A 20896-nucleotide genomic window follows, 5' to 3' on the forward strand; every position below is an offset into this window, starting at 1 on the left:
AAACCGGTCGCTGCGAGGGGTAGATCAGCACGGTAACGTGCGAATCGGGGTTCGCAGGAGCGAGTCCCCCGAGCTGGAGGTCCCCGCGGTGCCCGACCCGTTGTTCCCCGCCCTCACGTCAGCCTCGGGCAAAGAAGCCCTCCGCTTCGGCGATCAAGCCCTCACCTACGCCGAGCTCGCCGCCGTCGCCGGCAGCCTCGCCGCCGAGCTCCCCCGCGGCCGCGTCGCCGTCTGGGCGACACCGACCCTGCACACCAGCGTCGCCGTCGTGGCCGCGCTGCTGGCCGGCGTCCCCGCGGTGCCGGTCAACCCGAAGATCGGCGAGCGCGAACTCGCGCACATCGTCGCCGACAGCGAGCCGCAGCTGGTGCTGGCCGAGCCGGGCGTCGAGCTGCCCGCCGGGCTCGCCGGCCTGCCGCGGCGCGACATCCCGCTGACCGGCCCGGCTACGCCAGTGCAGGAAGAGCCGGACGCCGAAGCGCCCGCGCTGATCGTCTACACGTCGGGCACCACCGGGCCGCCCAAGGGGGTCGTGCTCCCCCGGCGCTCGATCGCGACCACGCTGGACGCCCTCAAGGACGCCTGGGCGTGGACCGCGGACGACGTCCTGGTGCACGCCCTGCCGCTGTTCCACGTGCACGGTCTGATCCTCGGCATCCTCGGCCCGCTGCGGCGCGGCGGCTCGGTCCGCCACCTCGGCCGGTTCTCGACCGACGGCGTCGCGCGTGAGCTGAAGGCCGGCGCGACCATGATGTTCGGCGTCCCGACGATGTACCACCGCATCGCCGGCGAGGTCGGCGGCGACGGCGCGCTGGCCGACGCCCTGCGCGGCGCGCGGCTGCTCGTCTCCGGCTCGGCGGCGCTGCCGGTGCACGACCACCAGCGGATCACCGAGGCGACCGGCCAGCAGGTCGTCGAGCGCTACGGCATGACCGAGACGCTGATGAACACGAGCGTCCGCGCGGACGGCGAGCGCAAGCCCGGCACGGTCGGCGTCCCGCTCGGCGGGGTCGGCCTGAGGCTGATCGGCGACGCCGGCGAGGTGATCAACGACGTCGAGACCGTCGGCGAGATCCAGGTGCGCGGGCCGAACCTGTTCACCGAGTACCTCAACCGCCCGGACGCCACCGCCGCCGCGCTGGCCGACGGCTGGTTCCGCACCGGCGACATGGCCACGCGCGACGCCGACGGGTACGTCAAGATCGTCGGGCGCAAGGCGACCGACCTGATCAAGAGCGGCGGCTACAAGATCGGCGCGGGTGAGATCGAGAACGCGCTGCTGGAGCACCCGGGCGTCGCCGAAGCGGCCGTCACCGGCGAACCGGACGACGACCTCGGCGAGCGGATCGTCGCCTGGATCGTGCCGGAGGGTTCGCCGCCGCCGTCGGCCGACGAGCTGGCCGACCACGTCGCCCGGCTGCTCGCGCCGCACAAGCGCCCGCGGGTCGTCCGGTACCTGGACGCGTTGCCGCGCAACGACATGGGCAAGGTCCTGAAGCGGGCGCTCGGTGACTAGGCGGCCGGCGCGCGAGGTCGTCGACGCGATTTCGACCGGCTTCGAGGAGTTCACGACGCCGCTGCGCGAGGAGCCCGCCGACGGGCCGATCGAGTGGCCGGGTTACCGCGAAGCACGCTCCGCCGCCGAAGAGCGCACCGGCGAGAAGGAGTCGGTCGTCTGCGGGACGGCGAAGATCGGCGAGGCCGAAGCCGTCGTCATCGCGTTCGAGTTCGGTTTCCTCGGCGGCTCGCTCGGCCAGCGCACCGGCGACCGGATCGAGGCCGCGTTCGCGCACGCCCGCGACGCGCGGCTGCCGGTGGTCTCGCTGGTCGCGACCGGCGGAAGCCGGATGCAGCAGGGGATGCGCGCGCTCATGCAGCTGCAACGGGTGGCCCGGGCAGCGGCCCGGACGCGGGCGGCGGGCGTCCCGCAGATCGCGGTGCTGCGCGACCCGACGACCGGCGGCGGCTGGGCGACGCTCGGCGCGGGCGCCGACGTCATCCTCGCGCTGCCCGAGGCCCAGGTCGGGTTCGCGGGCTCGCGGGTGCGTCCGTCCGGCTCGCCCGAGGCGTACACGGCGGAGGCGAAGCTCGCGTGGGGCCAGGTCGACGCCATCGTCGCGCCCGAGGACCTCGGGACGGCGCTGGAACGCTGGCTGCGGCTGCTGACGTCCCCGTCGAACGCCGCGGCGCCGCCTCCGGGTGCCCTGCGCGAGGCCGCGTTGCCGGACACGGGCTGGGAAGCGGTCCAGGCCGCGCGTTCCCCGCGCCGGGCCCGGGCCGTCGAGTACCTCGACGCGTACTTCGACTGGCGCGAGGACATCAGCGGCGACCGCTGCGGCGGTGTCGACCCCGGCGTCCGCTGCGGCTTCGGCTGGCGCAACGGCCGCACGATCGCGTACGCGGCCCAATGCGGCACACCGACGCTGCCCGCGGGCTTCCGCACGTCGGCCCGCCTGGTCCGGCTCGCGTCCCGGCTGGCGATCCCGGTGCTGACCCTGGTCGACACCCCGGGCGCGGCCAACGACGCGGCGGCCGAGCAAGCGGGCGCGGGTGGCGCGATCGCGGACCTGTTCGAGGCGGTCGCGACGGCCTCGGCCCCGGTGACGACGCTGGTGATCGGCGAGGGCGGCTCGGGCGGCGCACTGGCGTTCGCGGCCCCGGGCTCGACGTGGGTGACCCCGGACGCGTACTTCTCGGTGACGTCGCCGGAAGCCGCGGCGGCGATCCTGAAGCGGCCGGCGTCGGAGGTCCCGGGGCTGGCCAACCAGCTGCGGCTGCGGCCACAGGACCTGGTGCAGCTGGGCGTGGCGCGGGCGGTGGTCAGCCCGGCCGAGTAGCGACCAGCTCCGCCAGCCAGCGCACGACCTCGTTCTCGTCGTTCGTCGGACCGTCCGCACGCAGTTCGCGGATCCGGTTCTGCAGCGCCAAGCCCGGTATCTTCCCGGAGAAGAACAGCACCGGGCCTTCGTAGCCTTCGCGGCGGAAGCCGGCCAGGTCGTCGATGCCCGCGTCGTCGTCGGTACCGCGCCGGAAGTCCGACAGCAGCGCGTCCGGGGAGGACAGCCGGAACGCCGCCACGGCCTCCGCGGTGGTGGTGGCCAGATCGACGCGGACCCCGGACGACGAGAGGTACCTGGCCAGCTCCGTGTTGTTCGCCGGCTGGTCGTCGACCCACAGGATCCGGAGGCCGTCCAAGACCGGCCGGTCCGGCTCGCCCGCCGGCAGCCGGACGCGGATGGCCCGCCGGCCCCGCAGCGGCGGAACGAACGGGATCGGCTCCGGCGGCCGGTCCACCGGTGCCTGGGTCACGGCGAGCGGACGACGTTGCAGCTGCTCCATCAGGCTCTCGGTGGTCTCGCCGAAGCTCTCCAGCAAAGCCACGAAGTCCCGGTCGGTGGCGAGTGCCGGGTACTCGGCCGGCAGCTCTCCTTCCAGTTCGCGCAGCTCGTCCGCGCTCTGCGGCGGGCGCAACCCCTTCGAGGCGAAAAAGGCCGCCCAGTCGTCCGGCACCACCTGACCGCCCTGCTTCACCTCCGTGCGGAACCGGTGGTACACCAGGAACTCGCGGATCAGGTCGACGTTGCGGGGGTTGGTCAGCAGGCGGTAGAAGGCCGGGTAGAAGTGCTGCAGCATGATCACCTTGACCAGGTTCTCCAGGCCGATCGCGTCCCAGGAGCGGTTGAGGTGGTACTCCAGCACGAAGCTGTTGATCAGCCGCTTGATCCGGCGCGGGTTCCGGCCGGACCGCTCGATGATCAGGTCCTTCAACGGCTTGTCGAACAAGCCGCTCGTCTTCGACCGGTCCAGGTAGCCGTCCACCAGCTTCAGCGCCTGCTCCGGCGAGGGTGCCGGGATGCGGTAGCTGATCTGGACGATCTTCTCCAGGTACTCCACCGCCGCCGCGGGATCGCCGACACCGGCGGACTCCTGGACCGCTCGCCACAGCGCGCTCTGGTCGCAGGCCAGCACGAAGACGATGCCCGGCACGTCGAGGTAGAGCTTGATCGCCTCGCACACCTCGACGACGCGTTCGCTCGCGCAGCGGTCCAGGTCGTCGACGAACACCACCAGCAGCCGCCCGCCCGAGCTGCCGCCCTTCGCCAGCCACGCCCTGAAGGCGTCGCGCAGGACGCCCTTGATCTGGTTGCGGGCCTGCGCGTCCAGCGACATGCGCTGCCACACCTCGTCGACGACCCGGCCGAGCCCGAAGAAGCTGCCCACGAGCAGCGCGAGCCCGCGCACCCCGCCGAGCAGGTGGGCGCGCTTCGACATCGACCGCAGGACCCGCCGGATGATGTTGCGGTCGAAGCCCAGCAGCACCGACTTGATCAGGCCTTCCAGCGCACTGGCCTTGCCGGACGTCCACGCGTTGAACCACACCGTCGACACCGCGGGCTCGGCGGCCAGCGTCGTCTCCAGCCGGTGCAGGAGGCTGCTCTTGCCCATTCCCCACGCCGCGTCCACGGACAGGGTGAACGGCGCCGCATCCCGCGAATCGACGACGAGGTCGGCGAGGCCCTGCGCGACCTGGGTGATCTTGAGCAGGTCTTCGTCCGCGCCGTCCCCCAGCGGCGCGTCGTTGAGCACGACGAAACGCCGTGCCCGGCTCACGAGCGGGCCAGCTCCGGGACCCGGTCGGCCCACGAACCGTGCGGCTCCAAGGCCACCTCGCGGACGTCGTCCTCGCGGCGGTCCAGCCTGACCACCAGGTAGTCCGACGACAGGCGCTCCGCCGAGCCCTCGCCCCACTCGACGACGATCGCCGAGCGTTCCAGGTCCGTGTCCAGGTCCAGGTCGTCCAGCTGGGACAGGTCGCCGCCGAGGCGGTAGGCGTCCACGTGGACCAGGGGGACTCCCGCGGCGCCCGCCGGGTGGACGCGGGCCAGGACGAACGTCGGGCTGCTCACGCGGCCGCCGACGCCGAGGCCGTCCGCGATGCCGCGGGTCAACGTGGTCTTGCCCGCGCCGAGGGGGCCGGCGAGCAGGACCAGGTCACCCGCGCGCAGGGAACGGCCCAGGGACCGCCCGAACTCCATCGTGTCTTCGGGCGTCGGGAACACAAACGTCAACGCTGCCACCACCAGTTCCGCCGGGACGAGTCTTCGCCGTCCACACCGGAACAGCGTTGCAGTAAGTCGATCAGGTGGCTGGTCACCAGCTCGGGCTGCTCCAGCAGCACCATGTGCCCGGCACCGCGCACGCGCACCAGCTCCGCGTCGGGCAGCTCGGACGCGATCCGCTCGGCGTGCGCGAACGGCGTGAAGCGGTCCGAATCACCGCCGATGACCAGCACTTCCGCGTGCTTCAGCCCGGCCAGCGCCGCGTAGCGGTTGTGGCTGCCGAGCGTGTCGACGAAGTTCACCAGGCCGCGCACCGGCGTCACTTCCAGCATCTCGAGCATGAAGTCGACGAGCCGGGGCGCGACGTCACGGCTGCCGAACGCCAGCCGCCGCACGGCCTGCCGCGTCAGCTGGCCGCCCGCCGCGCGGACGAACTCCACCAGCCCAGGCTGCCACCCGGCGAGGCCGCCGGCGGCGCGGGTGAGCGGGTTGTACTTCGAGAGCAGCGAACGCGGCAGCCCGCGCGCGCCCACTTCGCCGGCCGCCGTCGCGATGAAGGCGACACCCTCGACGCGCTCTTCGAACAGCGAAGGGAACTCCGCGGCCAGCTCCATGATCACCATGCCGCCCATCGAGTGCCCGATCAGCACGATGGGCCCCTCCGGCACCACGGACCGCAGCACGACGTCGAGGTCGCGGGCCAGCTGCTCGATCGTCGAGTTCTCCGCCGACGCCGCGCCGGACAGGCCGTGGCCGCGGTGGTCGTAGTAGACCTGGCGCACGCGCGGCAGCCGGAGCGTCGCGAGGTCACGTCGTTGGAAGTGGAAGCAGCGCCGCGAAAGCGCGAAGCCGTGCACGCCCACGACGGTCAGGTCCGGTTTTCCGCCGTCCTCCGGGTCGATCTCCTCGACCGAAAGCGGCGTGCCGTCATCGGCCGCGACCGTGGACGCGCGGTCGGGCTTCAGCTCCCCCAGCGGCTCGTCCACGTACGGATCCTCACTGTGCCGCCGCTGCTGCGCGGCGACGATAGCGGCGGCGGCGGTCCCGGTGGCGATGGCCCCGACCCCGCCGGCGATGGCCAGCAGTCGACGTGAAGGTGTCACGAGCCCGCTCCCAGATACCGGCGCCGCACCCGCGGGCGGTACATCGACGTCACGATCTCGTAGTCGATCGTGCCGAGCTTGTCGGCCCATTCCCGGGCGGTCGGCTCGCCCTTCGTCCCCGGCCCGAACAGGACGACCTCGACGCCGACCTCGGGTTCGTCGTCACCGCAGTCCACGATCAGCTGGTCCATGCAGACGCGCCCGACGACCGGACGCCGCTGTCCGCCGAGCCAGACATCCATCCGGCCGGACAGCGACCGCGGCACGCCGTCGGCGTACCCCGCGGGCACCAGGGCCAGGTTCGTGTCGTGCGACGCCGTCCAGGTGTGCCCGTAGGACACCGATTCCCCGGCTTCGATCCGCTTGACGAGCGCGACGGCGGACCGGAACGTCATGGCCGGGCGCAGGTCTTCGGCCTGCGGCACCGGGTTGAGCCCGTACATCGCGATCCCGGGCCGGACGACGTCGAAGTGCAGGTCCGGCCGGGTCAGCACGGCCGCGGAGTTCGCCAGGTGCCGCTTCGGGTCGAGCCCGGCGGCGCGGGCGACGTCGTAGGCCTCGGCGAAGCGCTTCGCCTGGGCGTCGATCGAGGGGTGACCCGGCTCGTCGGCGCAGGCGAGGTGCGACCAGATCGCGACGACGTCGACGCGCGGCTCGGCGGCCGCCGCGGAGACCAGCTCCGCCCAGCCCGCCGGCGGGCAGCCGTTGCGCGAGAGGCCGGTGTCGATTTTGAGGTGCACACGGGCCCGGGTACCCGCGGGGACGGCGGCGGCGATGCGACGTAGCTCACCGACCGAGCTGGCGGCCAGGTCGACGTCGGCCTCGACGCCCGCGGCGAAGTCGACCTCCGGGACGTCCAGCCAGCTGAACAGCCGGGTCGTGATCCCGGCGCGGCGCAGGTCGAGGGCCTCGCCGAGGGAACAGGTGCCGAGCCAGCTCGCGCCGGCCTCGACCGCGGCGCGCGCCACCGGCAGCGCGCCGTGGCCGTAGGCGTCGGCCTTCACCACGGCCATCACTTCGGCGCCGGGCGCGCGGGCACCCAGCAGCGTGAGGTTGTGGCGGATGGCGTCGAGGTCGATGTCGACCCGGGCGCGGGGAGAACTGGAGGGCGTCATGACGCCCTCCAGTTTCCCATGACCCGAGGTCAGGACAGGCGCGCCCCGGACTTGGCGGAGAACACGTGCAGCTCGTCGGGCCGAATGCGCAGGTGCAGGGTGTCGCCCATGGCGGGCGGCGTGCGCGGGTCGACGCGGGCGACGATGTTGGACTTGGTGCCCTCGGCGTCGGTCTCGGCGAGCTTGCCGTAGACGTAGGCGTCCGAGCCCAGCTCCTCGACCAGTTCCACCTTGATCGGCACCGAACCCTCTTCGGTGGCCGACACCTCCAGCGACTCCGGCCGGAAGCCCACCGTCACGGTGTCGCCCTCGGCGGCGGCGATGATCTCGCGGGTCAGCGGCAGGCGCGCGCCACCCAGCTCGGCGCCGTCGTCGGTGAGCTTCGCCGTGACGAGGTTCATGGCCGGCGAGCCGATGAAGCCGGCGACGAAGGCGTTCGCGGGCCGGTCGTAGAGGGCGCGCGGGGTGTCGCACTGCTGCAGCAGGCCGTCCGACAGCACGGCGACGCGGTCACCCATCGTCATGGCCTCGACCTGGTCGTGCGTGACGTAGACGGTCGTGACGCCGAGGCGGCGCTGGAGCGCGGCGATCTGCGTACGGGTCGAGACGCGCAGCTTCGCGTCGAGGTTCGACAGCGGCTCGTCCATCAGGAAGACCTGCGGCTCACGCACGATCGCGCGGCCCATGGCGACCCGCTGGCGCTGACCACCGGAGAGCGCCTTCGGCTTGCGGTCGAGGTAGTCCTCGATGTCGAGCAGCTTGGCCGCGTCGAGCACCTTCTGCTTGATCTCGGACGCGGGGCGCCCGGCGATCTTCAGCGCGAAGCCCATGTTCTGCCCGACCGTCATGTGCGGGTAGAGCGCGTAGTTCTGGAACACCATCGCGATGTCGCGCGAGCGCGGCGGCAGCTGCGTGACGTCGCGGTCGCCGATCCAGACGGCTCCGTCGTCGATGTCCTCGAGCCCGGCGAGCATCCGCAGGCTGGTCGACTTGCCGCAGCCGGACGGGCCGACCAGCACCAGGAACTCGCCGTCGGCGATCTCCAGGTCCAGCGCGTCGACCGCGGGGCGGTCGGAACCGGCGTAGCGCCGGGTCGCCTTGTCGTAGGTGATGGAAGCCATCGGTCAGTCCTCTCCGAAAGTGCGCCTGACCCCGTACGCGGCTTCGCGCGCTTCGAGGTGGCGTTGCTGGATCCGGTGGCCCTCGGCGCGCTGCGCCTCGGTCGGCTCGTCCAGCTCGAGCCAAGCTTTCTTGTTTCCTTGCCAGGACGGGGGTTCCGCACTGGACGTCAGGGCCCACGCCGCCTGCCGCGCCGCGCCGATGGCGACGTACTCGGCGACTTCGGGCAGCTGCACGGGCACGCCGAACACGAGCGGCGCGACCGCGCGGACGGCGGCCGACTGCGCGCCACCGCCGATCAGCAGCACGCGGTGGACGTCGAGACCGTGCGCGCGGACGGCGTCGAGACCGGCGGCCAGGCCGCACAGCATGCCTTCGACGGCGCTTCGCGCGAGGTTTTCGGGCGTCATGTTCGCCCGGGTCAGACCGGACAGGGAGCCGGTGGCGTCAGGCAGGTTCGGGGTGCGTTCGCCGTCCAGGTAGGGCAGGAAGGTGAGGCCGCCGGCGCCGGGCTCGGCCCGCAGGGCGAGCCTATCGAACTCGCTCAGTGTCGCGCCGAGCATCGCGGCGGTCGAGGTGAGCACGCGGGCCGCGTTGAGCGTGCAGGCCAGCGGGAGGAAGCGGCCGGTGGCGTCGGCGAACCCGGCGACCTCGCCGCTGGCGTCGGCCGCGCCGGTCTCGGCGACGCCGAACACCGTGCCGCTGGTGCCGAGCGACACGACGACGTCACCCGGCTGCAGTTCGAGGGCGAGCGCGGCGGCCATGTTGTCGCCGGTGCCGGCCGAGACGAGCACGCCGTTCTTCGTGTGGCCGGCGGTGTCGGCCGGGCCGAGCACGGTCGGCAGCTCCGGTGTCCGGCCGCCGAAGGCGTGCGCGAGGACGTCGAGGCGGTAGGCGTTGTCGGACGGCGAGAAGTAGCCGGTGCCGGAGGCGTCACCACGGTCGGTGACCGGGTCGCCGCCGGTGAGCTTCCAGGTCAGCCAGTCGTGCGGCAGCATGACGCGGGCGACGCGGTCGGCCAGCTCCGGCTCGTGGTCGGCCAGCCAGCGCAGCTTCGTGACGGTGAAGCTGGCGACCGGCACCGAGCCGACGGACTTCGCCCAGACGGACGGCCCGCCGAGCTCGTCGATCAGGTCGAGCGCAGCCTGGGCCGAGCGGTTGTCGTTCCAGAGCAGCGCGGGCCGGACGACGTCGTCGTTCTCGTCCAGCGTCACCATGCCGTGCTGCTGGCCGCCGATGCCGATGGCCTTGACGTCGTCGAGCAGGCCGGTGGTCGCTTCTTGGAACGCTCCCCACCACTCGGCGGGGTCGACCTCGGTGCCGTCCGGGTGCGGCGCGCGGCCGGTGCGGACGATCTCGCCCGTCTCGGCGTCGCACACGACGACCTTGGTCGACTGCGTGGACGAATCGATGCCGGCCACCAGCTCAGCTGTCATACGGCTGCCCCTCCTCGACGTGTTCGACCATCTCGATCGCGGTTCCGGCGTTCAGCGCGGCCTCGATCTCCTCGGTCGGGGTGGTCTCCCCGGTGATGAGCAGGTCGTAGTCCCCGACGTCGCCGTGCGCGTAGGTCGCGGTCCGGCCGAACTTCGAGTGGTCGACGACGAGGACGGTGTGGTTCGCGACCTTCAGCGCGGCCTTCTTCAGCTCCGCGTAGTCGCGATCGGGGTGGTAGAGCCGCCCGACGGCGACGGCGGTGACCGAGACGAACGAGACGTCGGCGCGGATGCTGTCGAGCAGGTTGAGCACCTCGGGCCCGGCGCAGGAGTCGTACTCCTGGCTGTAGCGACCGCCGGCGAGCACGACGTCGACCTTCGGGCCGAGCAGGCGCGCGGCGTGCAGCGAGTTGGTGACGACGGTGAGCGCGTCGATCTCGGCGAGCCGCTTGACCAGCGGAAGCAGCGTCGTGGAGTCGTCCACGAAGACGGTCTGGCCGGGCTGGACGTGCTTCGCGGCGGCTTCGCCGAGAGCCTCTTTTTCGCCGTGGTGCAGGGTGTCGCGGAAACGGGCGGCGGTCTCGATGGTGACCGCCGGGTAGGCCTCGACCTTGCCGCGGAGCTTGCGCAGCAGCCGGCGTTCGGCCAGGTCGTCGAGGTCGCGGTGCATGGTCATCAGGCTGACCTTGAAGCGGACCGTGAGGTCGTCGATCCGGGCTTCGCCCTGCTCGATGACGTGGTCGAGGATGTCCTGCCGCCGCTGCTCGACGGCAGCATCGGACGGCCGGGTCTTCCGGTCTCCAGGTGCTGTGCCGCCGCTCACACGGCCTTCTTACCAGATTTATCGCCCGGAGTTAACAGGGAACTCGATAACTCTTCGCACGACGGTCGCCCGAGACGGTCAGGACAGCAGTGAGCGGATCGACCGCAGGGCCTCCGGGATCGCGTGGACCAAGGCCGACGACGAGGTCGGGGCGTTCTGGGCCGCGATCGCGCCCGCCAGGGAATGCACGTGGGCGGCCATCGCCGCCGCCAGCCAGGGGTCCAGGCCCGCCGCCAGCAGGGAGCCGAGCAGGCCCGAGAGCACGTCACCCGAGCCCGGCGTCGCGAGCCACGCGCCACGCGGGGTGTTGACCGCCGCGCGGCCGTCCGGGGCCGCCACGACCGTCACGTGCCCCTTCAGCAGCACCACCGCGTTGTACTTCTTCGCCGCTTCGCGCGCGGCCGTCACGCGGTCCGGGCCCGGCTTGCGGCCCATCAGGCGCTCGTACTCGCCCGCGTGCGGGGTCAGGACCAGCGGGGTGTCCGGGTCGCGGGCGTCGAGGACCTCCGGGGACTTCGCGATGATCGTCGTCGCGTCGGCGTCCGCACAGACCGGGAGGCCCTGGCCGAGGACGTACCGGACGACGTCGCGGCCCTCCGAGCCGGTGCCGATGCCCGGCCCGACCGCCCAGGCCTGCACGCGGCCGGCGTCGGCGACCGTGCCCGTCGCGATGACCTCCGGCCACTGCGCCCGGACGACGTCCGCCGCGTGGCCCGCGTAACGGACCATCCCGGCCGTCGCGCGCACCGCCGCGCCCGCGGTCAGCACCGCGGCGCCCGGGTAGGTCGCCGAGCCCGCCGCGACGCCGACCACACCCTGGCTGTACTTGTCGTCCTCCGGCCCGGGCACCGGCCAGGCCGCGGCGACATCGACGACGTCGAGCCGCTGGAGGTCGGGGTCCGTCAGCTCGAGGCCGATGTCGACGAGCACGACCTCGCCGCACCACGACGGCGCGAGCGCGTGCACCGGCTTGAGCGCGCCGAAGGTGACCGTCCGGGTCGCGCGGACCGCCGGGCCGTCGACGGCGCCGGTGTCCGGGTCGACGCCGCTGGGCAGGTCGACCGCGACGATCGGCGCCTCGACGAGGTCCACCAGCCGCGCGGCGTCCGGTCGCAACGAACCGCTGGCCGAGATGCCGACGATCCCGTCGACCACGACGTCCGCCCGGGCTATCCACTGTGGACCGTCCTCGGCGGACACCACCCGGCCGCCGGCGCGTTTCAAGGCCGCGAGCCCGGCTTCGTGCGCGCGCGACCCCAGCAGAACGGCCGTGACAGCGACACCGCGGCGCCGCAGGAAAGCCCCGGCCCACAACGCGTCACCGCCGTTGTCACCCGAGCCGACCAGCAGCACCACCCGGCGTCCGGACACGGTGCCGGCGTGCTCGGCGAGGAACTCCGCGATCCGCACCGCCAGCCCGAACGACGCGCGCCGCATCAGCTCGCCCTCGGGCGTGACGGCGAACGCCCGGCCCTCCGCCTCGCGAATCCGTTCCGTGGTCCAGATTCCCTGCACGGCGAAGGCCTCCCGCTACTCGACGGTGACAGACTTCGCCAGGTTACGCGGCTTGTCGACGTCGTACCCGCGAGTGCGGGCGATCTCCGCGGCCAGCACCTGCAGCGGCACGGTGGACACCAGCGGCTGCAGCAGCGTCGGGACCGCCGGGACCTCGATCAGCTCGTCCGCGAACGGCCGGACCGTCTCGTCACCCTCTTCGGCGATCACGATCGTGCGGGCGCCACGCGCCTGGATCTCGCTGATGTTCGACACCAGCTTCGAGTGCAGCACCGCGCGGCCCTTGGGCGAGGGCATCACGACGACGACCGGCAGGCCGTCCTCGATCAGCGCGATCGGGCCGTGCTTGAGCTCGCCGGCGGCGAAGCCCTCGGCGTGCATGTACGCGAGTTCCTTGAGCTTCAGCGCGCCTTCGAGGGCGACCGGGAAGCCGACGTGCCTGCCGAGGAACAGCACCGCCTTCGAGTCGGCGATCCGGCGGCCGAGGTCCCGCACCTGGTCCACAGTGGACAGCACCTTCTGGACGGCCGCGGGCATGGCCTCCAGCTCGGCGAACTCGCGGGCGACCTCGTCCGGGTACTTGGTGCCGCGGGCCTGCGCCAAGGCCAGGCCGACCAGGTAGTTGGCCGCGATCTGGGCGAGGAACGCCTTCGTCGAGGCGACGCCGATCTCGGGGCCGGCGTGGGTGTAGAGCACGGCGTCGGACTCGCGCGGGATCTGCGCGCCGTTGGTGTTGCAGACGGCCAGTACGCGCGCCTTCTGCTCCCGCGCGTGGCGCACGGCCTCCAGCGTGTCCGCCGTCTCGCCGGACTGCGACACGGCGACGACCAGCGTCGCGCGGTCGAGGACCGGGTCGCGGTAGCGGAACTCGCTGGCCAGCTCGACCTCCACCGGGAGGCGGCACCAGTGCTCGATGGCGTACTTCGCGACCAGGCCGGAGTGGTAGGCCGAACCGCAGGCGACGACGAAGACCTTGTCGACGTCCCGCAGGTCCTGGTCGGAGATGCGCTGCTCGTCGAGGATGATCCGGCCGTTGTCGAAGTGCCCGCGAAGGGTGTTCGCCAGCGCCTCCGGCTGCTCCTCGATCTCCTTGAGCATGAAGTACTCGTGGCCGCCCTTCTCGGCGGCCGAGAGGTCCCAGTCCACGGTGAACGGCTTCGCCTGGGCGGCGTCACCGTGGAAGTCGGTGACCTCGTAACCCTCGCGCGTGATCACGACGAGCTGGTCCTGCCCGAGCTCGACGGCCTCGCGGGTGTGCTCGATGAACGCCGAGACGTCGGAGGCGACGAAGTGCTCACCCTCCCCGACGCCGACGACCAGCGGCGACGACCGGCGGGCCGCGACGATGGTGTCCGAGTGGTCGGCGTGCGTCACGACCAGCGTGAACGCGCCTTCGAGGCGGCGGCAGACAGCGGCGACGCTGGCCGCGAAGTCCCCGGCGGTCTCACCACCGGTGTACGCCCGCGCGATGAGGTGCGCGGCGGTCTCGCTGTCGGTGTCGCTGGCCATCTCGACGCCGTCGGCCTCCAGCTCGGCGCGGAGGGCGGCGAAGTTCTCGATGATGCCGTTGTGCACGACCGCGACGCGTCCGGTGGCGTCGCGGTGCGGGTGCGAGTTGCGGTCCACCGGGGCACCGTGGGTGGCCCAGCGGGTGTGGCCCATGCCGGCGGTGCCGGCGAAGTTGTCCCGGCCGACCTTGTCGAGCTCGGCCTCCAAGTTGGCCAGCCGGCCCGCCTTGCGCTCGACGTTCAGCGCGCCGGCGCCGTCGAGGACCGCGACACCGGCCGAGTCGTAACCGCGGTACTCCATGCGCCGGAGCCCACCGAGAACGACGTCCAGGGCCGGGCGGTGCCCGACATATCCCACGATTCCACACACGCGCACCAGCCTAACGAGGGACATTCAGCCGATCGACGGGGCACGCGAACCGCTCCCGACCTGCTAAAACGTCGCCAAACATGGTCCGGACCAATCCACATCGAGTGACGTACGCTGCGTGAGCGCCCACTCCCGCTCCGCGCTCTCAGGGCCGGCCCCCGGGGCGGCGGACGAGCCGGGGAAGGGTGCGGGCAGTAGGGTTCCGGCCATGGCCAGCAAGCCCAAGCAGCTGCTCGCGGAGCTGAAGCACCCGGGTCCGCACGAGGTCCTTCGCGGCAACCTCGCCCTGGTCGGCCTGCCGGGCGTGGTGTACACGCCCCGCGCCGGCCTCGGCCTCCCCGCCGTCGCCTTCGGGCACGGCTGGCTGCAGCCGCCCGACCGGTACCGGCAGCTGCTGCACCACCTCGCCAGCTGGGGCATCGTCGCCGCGGCGCCGGCCACGCAGCGCGGGCCGCTGCCCTCGCACCGGCTGCTCGCCGCGGACCTGCTGACCACCCTCGACGTCATCACGACCGTGCGGCTCGGCCCGGACGGCATCAGCGTCGACCCGGCGAAGCTCGGCCTCACCGGGCACTCGGCCGGCGGCGGTTCGGCGGTGCTGGCCGCGGCGCAGGACGCGCAGGCCGAAAACCCGCGGATCCGCGCGGTCGCCACCATCACGGCCGCCCAGACGCTCCCGCCGGCGAGCGAGGCCGCACGCGCGATCACCGTCCCCGGCCTGCACCTGGCCGCCGAAGAGGACCTGGTCGCCCCGGCCGTCGGGCACGCACAGGCGATCGCGGACAACTGGGGCGGCGACGACGTCCAGCTGCGCACGCTCGGCAAGGCCTCGCACCTGGGTGTGACGGAAGGCCGGCACTGGTCGCAGCTGATCATGCACGGCAAGCCGCACCGCGGAACGCAGCAGCTCACCCGCGCGCTGTTCACGGCGTTCCTGCTGACCCACCTGACCGGCACCGACAAGTACCGGCCCCTGCTGGAGGCGGACGTCAAGCGCGCGACCATCGAGCGCGAGGACGAACCCGCCCACTGACGTGACACGAAGAGGGGGCCCGGCGAGTGCCGGGCCTCCTCTTTTTTTGCGCTGGCGAACCCGCCCACTCACACGGAAAGACCAGCGAGCACCAGGCCTTTCGCGGACCAGGACAGCCAGCTCGTGCTCCGGCGGCGGAATCGCTCCACGACCCAGATGCGCGAACCTGCCCGCTGACACGAGGGAAAACCGGCGAGCACCGCGCCCTTACACAGACAGACCGGCCAGCTCGCGCACCGGCGGCGGAATCGCCCCGCGCCCCGCTGGGCGTACCCGCCCGCGACGCGGAAAGGCCGGAACAGGCGGCTCGCGATCCAGCGGAGGAATCACTCCACAGCCCGAGGTGGACGAACCGCCCAGTGGCACAAAGAAAGACCCGGCGAGCACCGGCCAGCTCGCGCCCCGGCCGTGGAATCGCCCCCAGCTGAGCGAACCCGCTCACCAACGCGAGAAGGGCCCGGCAAGTGCCAGGCCCTTCTCACTGCGGCGAACCTCAGACCAGCCAGCTCGTGCTGGAGAAGTCGTCCTCGTCCTCGACCGGGCGTGCGTGCCGTCCGCGCGGGCGTTGCGGCTCGGGTGCCGGTGCGGGGGGCTCCGGGACCGGGACCGGCTCGGGACGCGGCTCCGCCGCGGACGGGGCCGGGTAGGCGGGGAAGCTGTTCGTCGGCGTCGAGTCCTCGTCCTCGGCGCCGAACTGCATCAGCGACTCGCGGCCCTTGTCGGCCAGGGTCTTCTCCGTCGCCCAGCCGCCCGCGCTCTGCTTGCGCTTGTTGAGCTCGTCCATGTGCTCGGCGTACTTCTGCGCGGCACCCAGCTCGTTCTTCAAGCCCTCACGCGCCTGCGCCTCGGCCTCCGCGACGCGCCGTTCCCGCAGCCCCCGCTGCTCGTCCTGCTCGCGCGCCGCGGCGTCCATCGTGGAGACCGCCGCGCGGTACCTCTCTTCGGCGCTGCTCATCGCCCCTCCTCAGACCTCAACCGAAAGCCCTCACCGGTCGTACCGGATCGAGCGCTCACCCTCGTCGTCCAGCGAGCCGCTGATCCGGCCCTTCGCGCCGCTCGTCTCGAAGACGCCGCCCTCGATGCGGTACTGGCTGGGCCCGCGCTGCTGGTCACCGCCGCCACCACCGGGCGAGCCGCCCATGCCGCCCATCATCCCGCCCATGCCACCCATACCGCTCATGCCACTGGCCGAGCCGCTCGCGGCCGCCTGGTGCGCACCGGGGTCGACCGGCGTCGCGCCGAGCCCGCCCCCGTCGGACGAGGGCAACGACGCGTCGCTGCCGGTCTGGGCGCCCGGCTCCAGGGACACGGCGCCGGCGAAGTCGGCCGTCTGACCGCCCGTGATGGCGGAGCCGAAGTCGCTGGCCCCGGCGGTCGTCGTGGAGTCGCCGCCACCACCGGCGTCGGCCACGGCCACCGCGGGTTCGGCCGTCGCGTCGGTACCGAGGTCACCCGAGAAGTCCATGCCACCCGGCGTGCTGAACCCGCCGCCACCGTTACCGGCCGCCGCACCCTGCGTCATGCCCGGGTCCGGGTTGTCCGGCGCGGGGTCCTTCGTCAGGGGCGACTCGGCGTCCGCGTCGTGCTGAACGGCGGAGGACGCGCTGTCGGACCCGCCGGGCGTACCGGGCGTGCCGGAGGTGCCGGTGTCGGACGCCGCACCGGTGCCGTCGGCCTTGAGGTCGTCGGCCTTGGGGCCGTCCTTCGAGTCCAGCGTGTAGGTGGTCGGCTCGCCCTTGCCGTCGTCGACGGTGACGACCGTCGGGCCGCCGGGGCCCTCCGGACGCTCGGCGGTGATCTTCAGGTTGCCGTCCTGGATGTGGATCTTGCCGTCCGCGCCCGGCTTGTAGCTGCCGTCGGCCGACGGCTGCCCGTCCTTGACGGCCTGGCTGCCCTGCGGACCGAAGGAGGCGTCCTTGCCGTCGGCACCCTTGCCGTCCGCGCCCTTGGCATCGGCCTTGTCGTCGTCGCCCCAGTCGAGGGCGTAGTCCTTCTTGTGGCCCTGGCCGTCGTCGACCGTGATGTCCATCTTGCCCTGCTTGTCGGGCTCGGACATCTCGATCGTGTTGTCGCCCTTCTTGACCGACACGGTCTCCGTGTCGTCGGCGTCCTTGATCGCTTCGCCGGTCTTCGGGTCGATCGGGTACGGCTCACCAGTCGCCGGGTCGACCTCGAGGGGCTTGCCGGTCACCGGGTTCGTGCCGGCGTCGTCCGGCTTCGGGGTGTCCTCCGGCTTCGGCGTCTCGACCGCGGACGGCGTCGTGGTGCCGCCACCGGTGCCACCGCCGGTACCCCCGCCCGTGCCGCCACCGGTGCCGCCACCGGTGTTGCCGCCCTTGTCGCCACCTTTGTCGCCGCCCTTGTCACCACCGCCCTGGTCACCGCCGCCGGTGCCCTTGGCCTCGGTCAGCTGGTTGGTGTAGCCGGACATGTACTGGTCGAGCGCGCCCCACTGCTGGTCGATCGTGTCCTTGGCGGACTTGCAGGAGCCGTTGAACGCGTTGATCAGGCCCTGGTACTCGGTGGTGAACGCGCCGTCGCGCCAGTAGCGGCAGACCTGGCGGCCGTAGTCCTTGTTCTCGTCGTTGAAACCGCAGTCGTCGTTCTGCAGCCGCTCGGCGAGGTTCGTCTGGTTGCCGTTCTTCGCGTTGACGGCGTCGACCCAGCCGGCGACCTTCATGAAGTCGTCGAACTCGTCGGTTTCGCCGTTCGCGATCTTGAGGACGTCGCGGGCCATGTTGATGTCGGCCTGGGCGATCGTCGTGCGGTGCAGCGCGAGGACCTCGTCGACCTTCTTCTTGACCGCGTCGAAGACGTGCCCCACGGTCTCCGGGATCAGCTTCGCGGCGCCGTCGATCTGCTGGGAGAGCTCCTTGGCGTGCGGCTTGAGCGTCTCGTCGTACTTGATCTCCGCCGCGTTGGCGCCCTTGCCCTTCCACTCGCCGAAGAGGGTCTGGAGCTCGGTGTCGCTCTTGGAGAGCGTGTCTTCGACGACCTTGTGCGCCTTGCCGAGGTCGTCGGCGTCGGTGAGGAACTTCTGGTACTGGATCCCGCGGTTCTCGTGGAACTTGTCCTTGAGGTCCTTCTGCGGGTCGAGCTGGCCGGTGCCGCCCTTGATCTTGTTCCAGATGTCGGTGGTCCACAGCACCAGGAAGTCGACCGTGACGTTGCCCTGGTCGAGCTGCTCGTCGGAGCTCCTCGCGCCCGCGTTGAGGGTGGGCTTCGCGATTCCGTCGAGGTTCTTCTTCGCCTGGTTCTTGCGGTCGGTCTGGGCCTGCTGTTCCTTGCCCTTGGCCTGCGATTCCTGCTGGGCTTCCTTCAGCCGGTCGTCGACCTCGCCGTCCGAGCCGGTGGGATAAAGCGGCGTGGTGGCCCAGTTCCGGTCGGAATACCCGTCGATGTATTCCTTGGCGTACTTTTCTTCCTCGTCGTTGAAGTTCCAGGTGTCCTTGTCGTACGCCTCCATCAGCGCCGACTTCTTTTCCACGGAGACGTTCGGGTCGTCGAGGACCTTCTTGATGTCAGCCCATTCGGCCATTACTTGCTCCCCGCCGCGTTGGCCTGCGCACTCGCGTCCGCTTCCTGCGCGGAGTACTTCCCGCCGGCGGTGCCGATGCCGCTGCCGAGGTTCATCAGCGCGTTCGACAGCCCGGTCATACCCGCGCCGATTTCGTCGATCCCGGCCTTGTACTTGCCGAAACCCTCCTGGTGGACGCGGCCGAAGTCCGCGGCGACGATCGCCGTCGGCGCGACTTTCTTGGCTTCGCCCGCCGGGTCGTCGGCGACGTCGTTGAGGCGGACCTGCGCCCGCGTCATCGCCTCCGAACTCGCGGTATAACCGTCTGGCATGGTGGCTGCCCCCTTCGATCCCACAGTCCCTGGCACCTGTTCGGAGACTGTGACGCGCCCGGACGCCGATCGGTGCCGTCGCAGATGCACACAGAGTCTAGCGTTCGGCCGACTGGCCAGCGGAGACTTCGGAAAAGTGCACTCACCCAGTGGTGCGCTGGGCCTCGACGGCTTCCGCAATGACCTCGGCCACCCCGCGGACGTCGACCAGCCGGTCGAGCTCGTCCAAATTCACGGAGACGCCGTAACGCACCTCGACGCGCGAAAGCAGCTGGATCCGCTGCCGGGACGTCAGGCCGATGTCGTCGAACGGCGTCGAGTCGGCAAGCTGTTCCGGCGGGATCTCCAGCGCCGAGCAGACGATCTTCCGGATCTCGTCGGCGTAGGCACCCGCGTCAGTCATGGTGCCCATTCTCGCCCCACCAGCGATCACGGGCCGCGGCGCGGGACACCTTGCCGCTGGACGTCCGCGGCACCGCGCCCGGCCGGACCAGCCACAGGCCGCGCAGCGGGAGGTCGTGGCCCGCCGACACCGCGCGGCGCACGGCGGCGGCCACGGAGTCGTCGTGGTCCGCGGTGCCGACCACCGCCGCCACGCCCTCGCCGCGGGCGTCCCGCACCGCGAACGCCGCGACCCGGCCCGCCCGGACGGCGGGGTGCGCGGCCTCGATCGTGGCCTCGATGTCCTGCGGGTGGTGGTTGCGGCCGTCGACGATGATCAGGTCCTTCAGCCGCCCGGTGACGTACAGCTGGCCGTCGTGGAGGAAGCCGAGGTCGCCCGTGCGCAGCCAGCCGTCCGCGGTGAAGGCGTCACCGCGGTCCGGGCTTCCCCAGTAGCCGTCGGCGACGTTGGGCCCGGACACCCAGATCTCTTTGTCGACAATCTGGACGCGCTGGCCGTACGGCCGTCCCGACGACACCAGGGCCTCGCGGTCGAACGCCGTGACCGTCGGGCCCTCGTCCCCCGCGCTGGCGACGAACACCGTCGCCTCCGCCAGCCCGTAACACGGCTTGTGCGCCGCGCGCGGCAGCCCGAACGGCGCGAAGGCCCGGTCGAACGCCTCGACGGTGGCCGCGCGGACCGGCTCGCTGCCGTTGAGCACCGAGTTCACGTGCGACAGGTCGACGTCTTCGAGGTCGGCGGCGGCTTCGGCGGCCAGGTCGAAGGCGAAGTTCGGCGCGGCGGTGACCGCGCCCGGGTGGTCGGCGAGCAGCCGGATCCAGCGGAGCGGGTCACGCACGAACTCCATCGGCGTGAAGAACACCGAGCGCGCGCCCAGGAAGACCGGGGTGCCGATGAGCAGGACCAGGCCCATGTCGTGGAAGAACGGCACCCAGCCGGCGAGCGGGGTCGACGCGTCGGCGTGGTAGCAGTCCGTGGTCTGCCAGCAGCTGGCCACCAGCGCGCGGTGCGAGATCACGGCGCCGGCCGGGCGGCTCGTCGAGCCCGAGGTGTACTGCAGGTAGGCGGGGTCGGTCATGGCGACCGCGGCGGGCGGCTCGGCGTCGTCGGACGCGATGTCGTCGACCGCCAGCAGGACCTCCGGCCGGGACGCCAGGCCGTCCAGGAAGTCCTTGGACGTCAGGATGACCGACGGCGTGGCGTCGGCGAGGGCCGACTCGAGCCGGGTGCGGTGCGTGCGCCCGGCCGGCACGGACAGCGGGACCGCGACGAGTCCCGCGTACAGCGTCCCGAGGAAACCCACGACGTACCCGAGGTCCTGGCGGGCGACGATCGCCACCCGATCGCCCGGCTCGGTGTGGCGGCGCAGCTCGCGGGCGACCCCGCGGACCCGGTCGAGCAGCTGCGGCCACGTCAGTGTGTGGTCGGTGTGGTTGACAGGGCCTGGGAAGACCCGGCAGGTGAACGCGGGCCGGTCTTCGGCCGCGTTGCGGACCAGGAGGTCCGTGAGCGGCGTGGTGAGGACCTCTTCCGGGACGTCTGCGGGCGGCACGGCCTCATCC

17 protein-coding genes are annotated in these 20896 nt (G+C 72.1%); 3 read left to right on the plus strand and 14 right to left on the minus strand.

Features of this window, described 5'->3' with window-relative positions:
- Positions 1 to 88 precede the first annotated feature (88 nt).
- Together ACIOD2_RS17345 and ACIOD2_RS17350 are read left to right on the plus strand one after the other, a co-directional pair.
- Positions 89 to 1516 carry an acyl-CoA synthetase gene (locus ACIOD2_RS17345; RefSeq protein ID WP_400538927.1) on the plus strand — a complete coding sequence of 476 codons (1428 nt, stop codon included), beginning with the start codon at positions 89 to 91 and terminating at the stop codon, positions 1514 to 1516.
- Positions 1509 to 2837, plus strand: coding sequence for a carboxyl transferase domain-containing protein (locus ACIOD2_RS17350; protein WP_400538929.1), 1329 nt, complete (start codon positions 1509 to 1511; stop codon positions 2835 to 2837). Before ACIOD2_RS17345 ends, ACIOD2_RS17350 begins: the two co-directional genes overlap by 8 nt.
- On the opposite strand, the gene ACIOD2_RS17355 is transcribed toward ACIOD2_RS17350, so the two are convergent.
- The 9 genes from ACIOD2_RS17355 to glmS form a co-directional block, all read right to left on the minus strand.
- Positions 2821 to 4611, minus strand: coding sequence for a P-loop NTPase fold protein (locus ACIOD2_RS17355; RefSeq protein ID WP_400538931.1), 1791 nt, complete (start codon positions 4609 to 4611; stop codon positions 2821 to 2823). The genes ACIOD2_RS17350 and ACIOD2_RS17355 overlap by 17 nt on opposite strands.
- Positions 4608 to 5069, minus strand: coding sequence for a tRNA (adenosine(37)-N6)-threonylcarbamoyltransferase complex ATPase subunit type 1 TsaE (gene tsaE, locus ACIOD2_RS17360; protein WP_400538933.1), 462 nt, complete (start codon positions 5067 to 5069; stop codon positions 4608 to 4610). The genes ACIOD2_RS17355 and tsaE overlap by 4 nt, the downstream gene beginning before the upstream one ends.
- Entirely contained in the window at positions 5066 to 6163 is a 1098-nt protein-coding gene (locus ACIOD2_RS17365) for an alpha/beta fold hydrolase (RefSeq protein ID WP_400538935.1), read from the minus strand. The genes tsaE and ACIOD2_RS17365 overlap by 4 nt, the downstream gene beginning before the upstream one ends.
- Positions 6160 to 7278 (minus strand): alanine racemase, encoded by a 1119-nt coding sequence (gene alr / locus ACIOD2_RS17370; protein WP_400538937.1) that lies wholly within the window; start codon positions 7276 to 7278, stop codon positions 6160 to 6162. Before alr ends, ACIOD2_RS17365 begins: the two co-directional genes overlap by 4 nt.
- A 29-nt stretch (positions 7279 to 7307) precedes the next feature.
- A complete protein-coding gene (locus tag ACIOD2_RS17375; RefSeq protein ID WP_400538939.1) occupies positions 7308 to 8399 on the minus strand; it encodes an ABC transporter ATP-binding protein in 1092 nt (363 codons plus the stop codon).
- A 3-nt stretch (positions 8400 to 8402) separates the two neighbouring features.
- Positions 8403 to 9833, minus strand: a complete 1431-nt coding sequence (xylB, locus tag ACIOD2_RS17380; RefSeq protein ID WP_400538941.1) for a xylulokinase — start codon at positions 9831 to 9833, stop codon at positions 8403 to 8405.
- On the minus strand, positions 9823 to 10656 hold the full coding sequence (locus ACIOD2_RS17385) for a DeoR/GlpR family DNA-binding transcription regulator (RefSeq protein WP_400538943.1): 834 nt from the start codon (positions 10654 to 10656) through the stop codon (positions 9823 to 9825). Before ACIOD2_RS17385 ends, xylB begins: the two co-directional genes overlap by 11 nt.
- A 78-nt stretch (positions 10657 to 10734) precedes the next feature.
- On the minus strand, positions 10735 to 12171 hold the full coding sequence (locus ACIOD2_RS17390; protein ID WP_400538945.1) for an NAD(P)H-hydrate dehydratase: 1437 nt from the start codon (positions 12169 to 12171) through the stop codon (positions 10735 to 10737).
- A 15-nt stretch (positions 12172 to 12186) separates the two neighbouring features.
- Positions 12187 to 14049 (minus strand): glutamine--fructose-6-phosphate transaminase (isomerizing), encoded by a 1863-nt coding sequence (gene glmS / locus ACIOD2_RS17395; RefSeq protein WP_400538947.1) that lies wholly within the window; start codon positions 14047 to 14049, stop codon positions 12187 to 12189.
- A gap of 208 nt (positions 14050 to 14257) precedes the next feature.
- On the opposite strand from glmS, the gene ACIOD2_RS17400 reads away from it, so the two are divergent.
- On the plus strand, positions 14258 to 15082 hold the full coding sequence (locus ACIOD2_RS17400; protein WP_400538949.1) for a dienelactone hydrolase family protein: 825 nt from the start codon (positions 14258 to 14260) through the stop codon (positions 15080 to 15082).
- A 493-nt stretch (positions 15083 to 15575) separates the two neighbouring features.
- Here the strand turns inward: ACIOD2_RS17400 and ACIOD2_RS17405 are convergent, their stop codons facing one another.
- From ACIOD2_RS17405 to ACIOD2_RS17425, 5 genes are all read right to left on the minus strand, one after another.
- On the minus strand, positions 15576 to 16037 hold the full coding sequence (locus ACIOD2_RS17405; RefSeq protein WP_400538951.1) for a hypothetical protein: 462 nt from the start codon (positions 16035 to 16037) through the stop codon (positions 15576 to 15578).
- Positions 16038 to 16067: 30 nt separating this feature from the next.
- Positions 16068 to 18620, minus strand: a complete 2553-nt coding sequence (locus ACIOD2_RS17410) for a hypothetical protein (RefSeq protein WP_400538953.1) — start codon at positions 18618 to 18620, stop codon at positions 16068 to 16070.
- Positions 18620 to 18931 (minus strand): hypothetical protein, encoded by a 312-nt coding sequence (locus ACIOD2_RS17415; protein WP_400538955.1) that lies wholly within the window; start codon positions 18929 to 18931, stop codon positions 18620 to 18622. Before ACIOD2_RS17415 ends, ACIOD2_RS17410 begins: the two co-directional genes overlap by 1 nt.
- Before the next feature lie 142 nt (positions 18932 to 19073).
- Positions 19074 to 19334: an acyl carrier protein gene (locus ACIOD2_RS17420; RefSeq protein WP_400538957.1), complete on the minus strand. Its 261-nt coding sequence runs from the start codon at positions 19332 to 19334 to the stop codon at positions 19074 to 19076.
- A complete protein-coding gene (locus ACIOD2_RS17425) occupies positions 19327 to 20886 on the minus strand; it encodes a fatty acyl-AMP ligase (RefSeq protein WP_400538959.1) in 1560 nt (519 codons plus the stop codon). Before ACIOD2_RS17425 ends, ACIOD2_RS17420 begins: the two co-directional genes overlap by 8 nt.
- Between the last annotated feature and the right edge of the window lie 10 nt (positions 20887 to 20896).

This window comes from Amycolatopsis sp. NPDC088138, from assembly GCF_044741685.1.
Lineage (GTDB): Bacteria > Actinomycetota > Actinomycetes > Mycobacteriales > Pseudonocardiaceae > Amycolatopsis.

Bases quoted from the DNA above. Each gene is read 5' to 3' on its own strand.
- xylB (WP_400538941.1), bottom strand. From the start codon at position 9,833: ATGACAGCTGAGCTGGTGGCCGGCATCGATTCGTCCACGCAGTCGACC.
- ACIOD2_RS17415 (WP_400538955.1), bottom strand. From the start codon at position 18,931: ATGCCAGACGGTTATACCGCGAGTTCGGAGGCGATGACGCGGGCGCAG.
- ACIOD2_RS17405 (WP_400538951.1), bottom strand. From the start codon at position 16,037: ATGAGCAGCGCCGAAGAGAGGTACCGCGCGGCGGTCTCCACGATGGAC.
- ACIOD2_RS17375 (WP_400538939.1), bottom strand. From the start codon at position 8,399: ATGGCTTCCATCACCTACGACAAGGCGACCCGGCGCTACGCCGGTTCC.
- ACIOD2_RS17400 (WP_400538949.1), top strand. From the start codon at position 14,258: ATGGCCAGCAAGCCCAAGCAGCTGCTCGCGGAGCTGAAGCACCCGGGT.
- ACIOD2_RS17420 (WP_400538957.1), bottom strand. From the start codon at position 19,334: ATGACTGACGCGGGTGCCTACGCCGACGAGATCCGGAAGATCGTCTGC.
- alr (WP_400538937.1), bottom strand. From the start codon at position 7,278: ATGACGCCCTCCAGTTCTCCCCGCGCCCGGGTCGACATCGACCTCGAC.
- ACIOD2_RS17410 (WP_400538953.1), bottom strand. From the start codon at position 18,620: ATGGCCGAATGGGCTGACATCAAGAAGGTCCTCGACGACCCGAACGTC.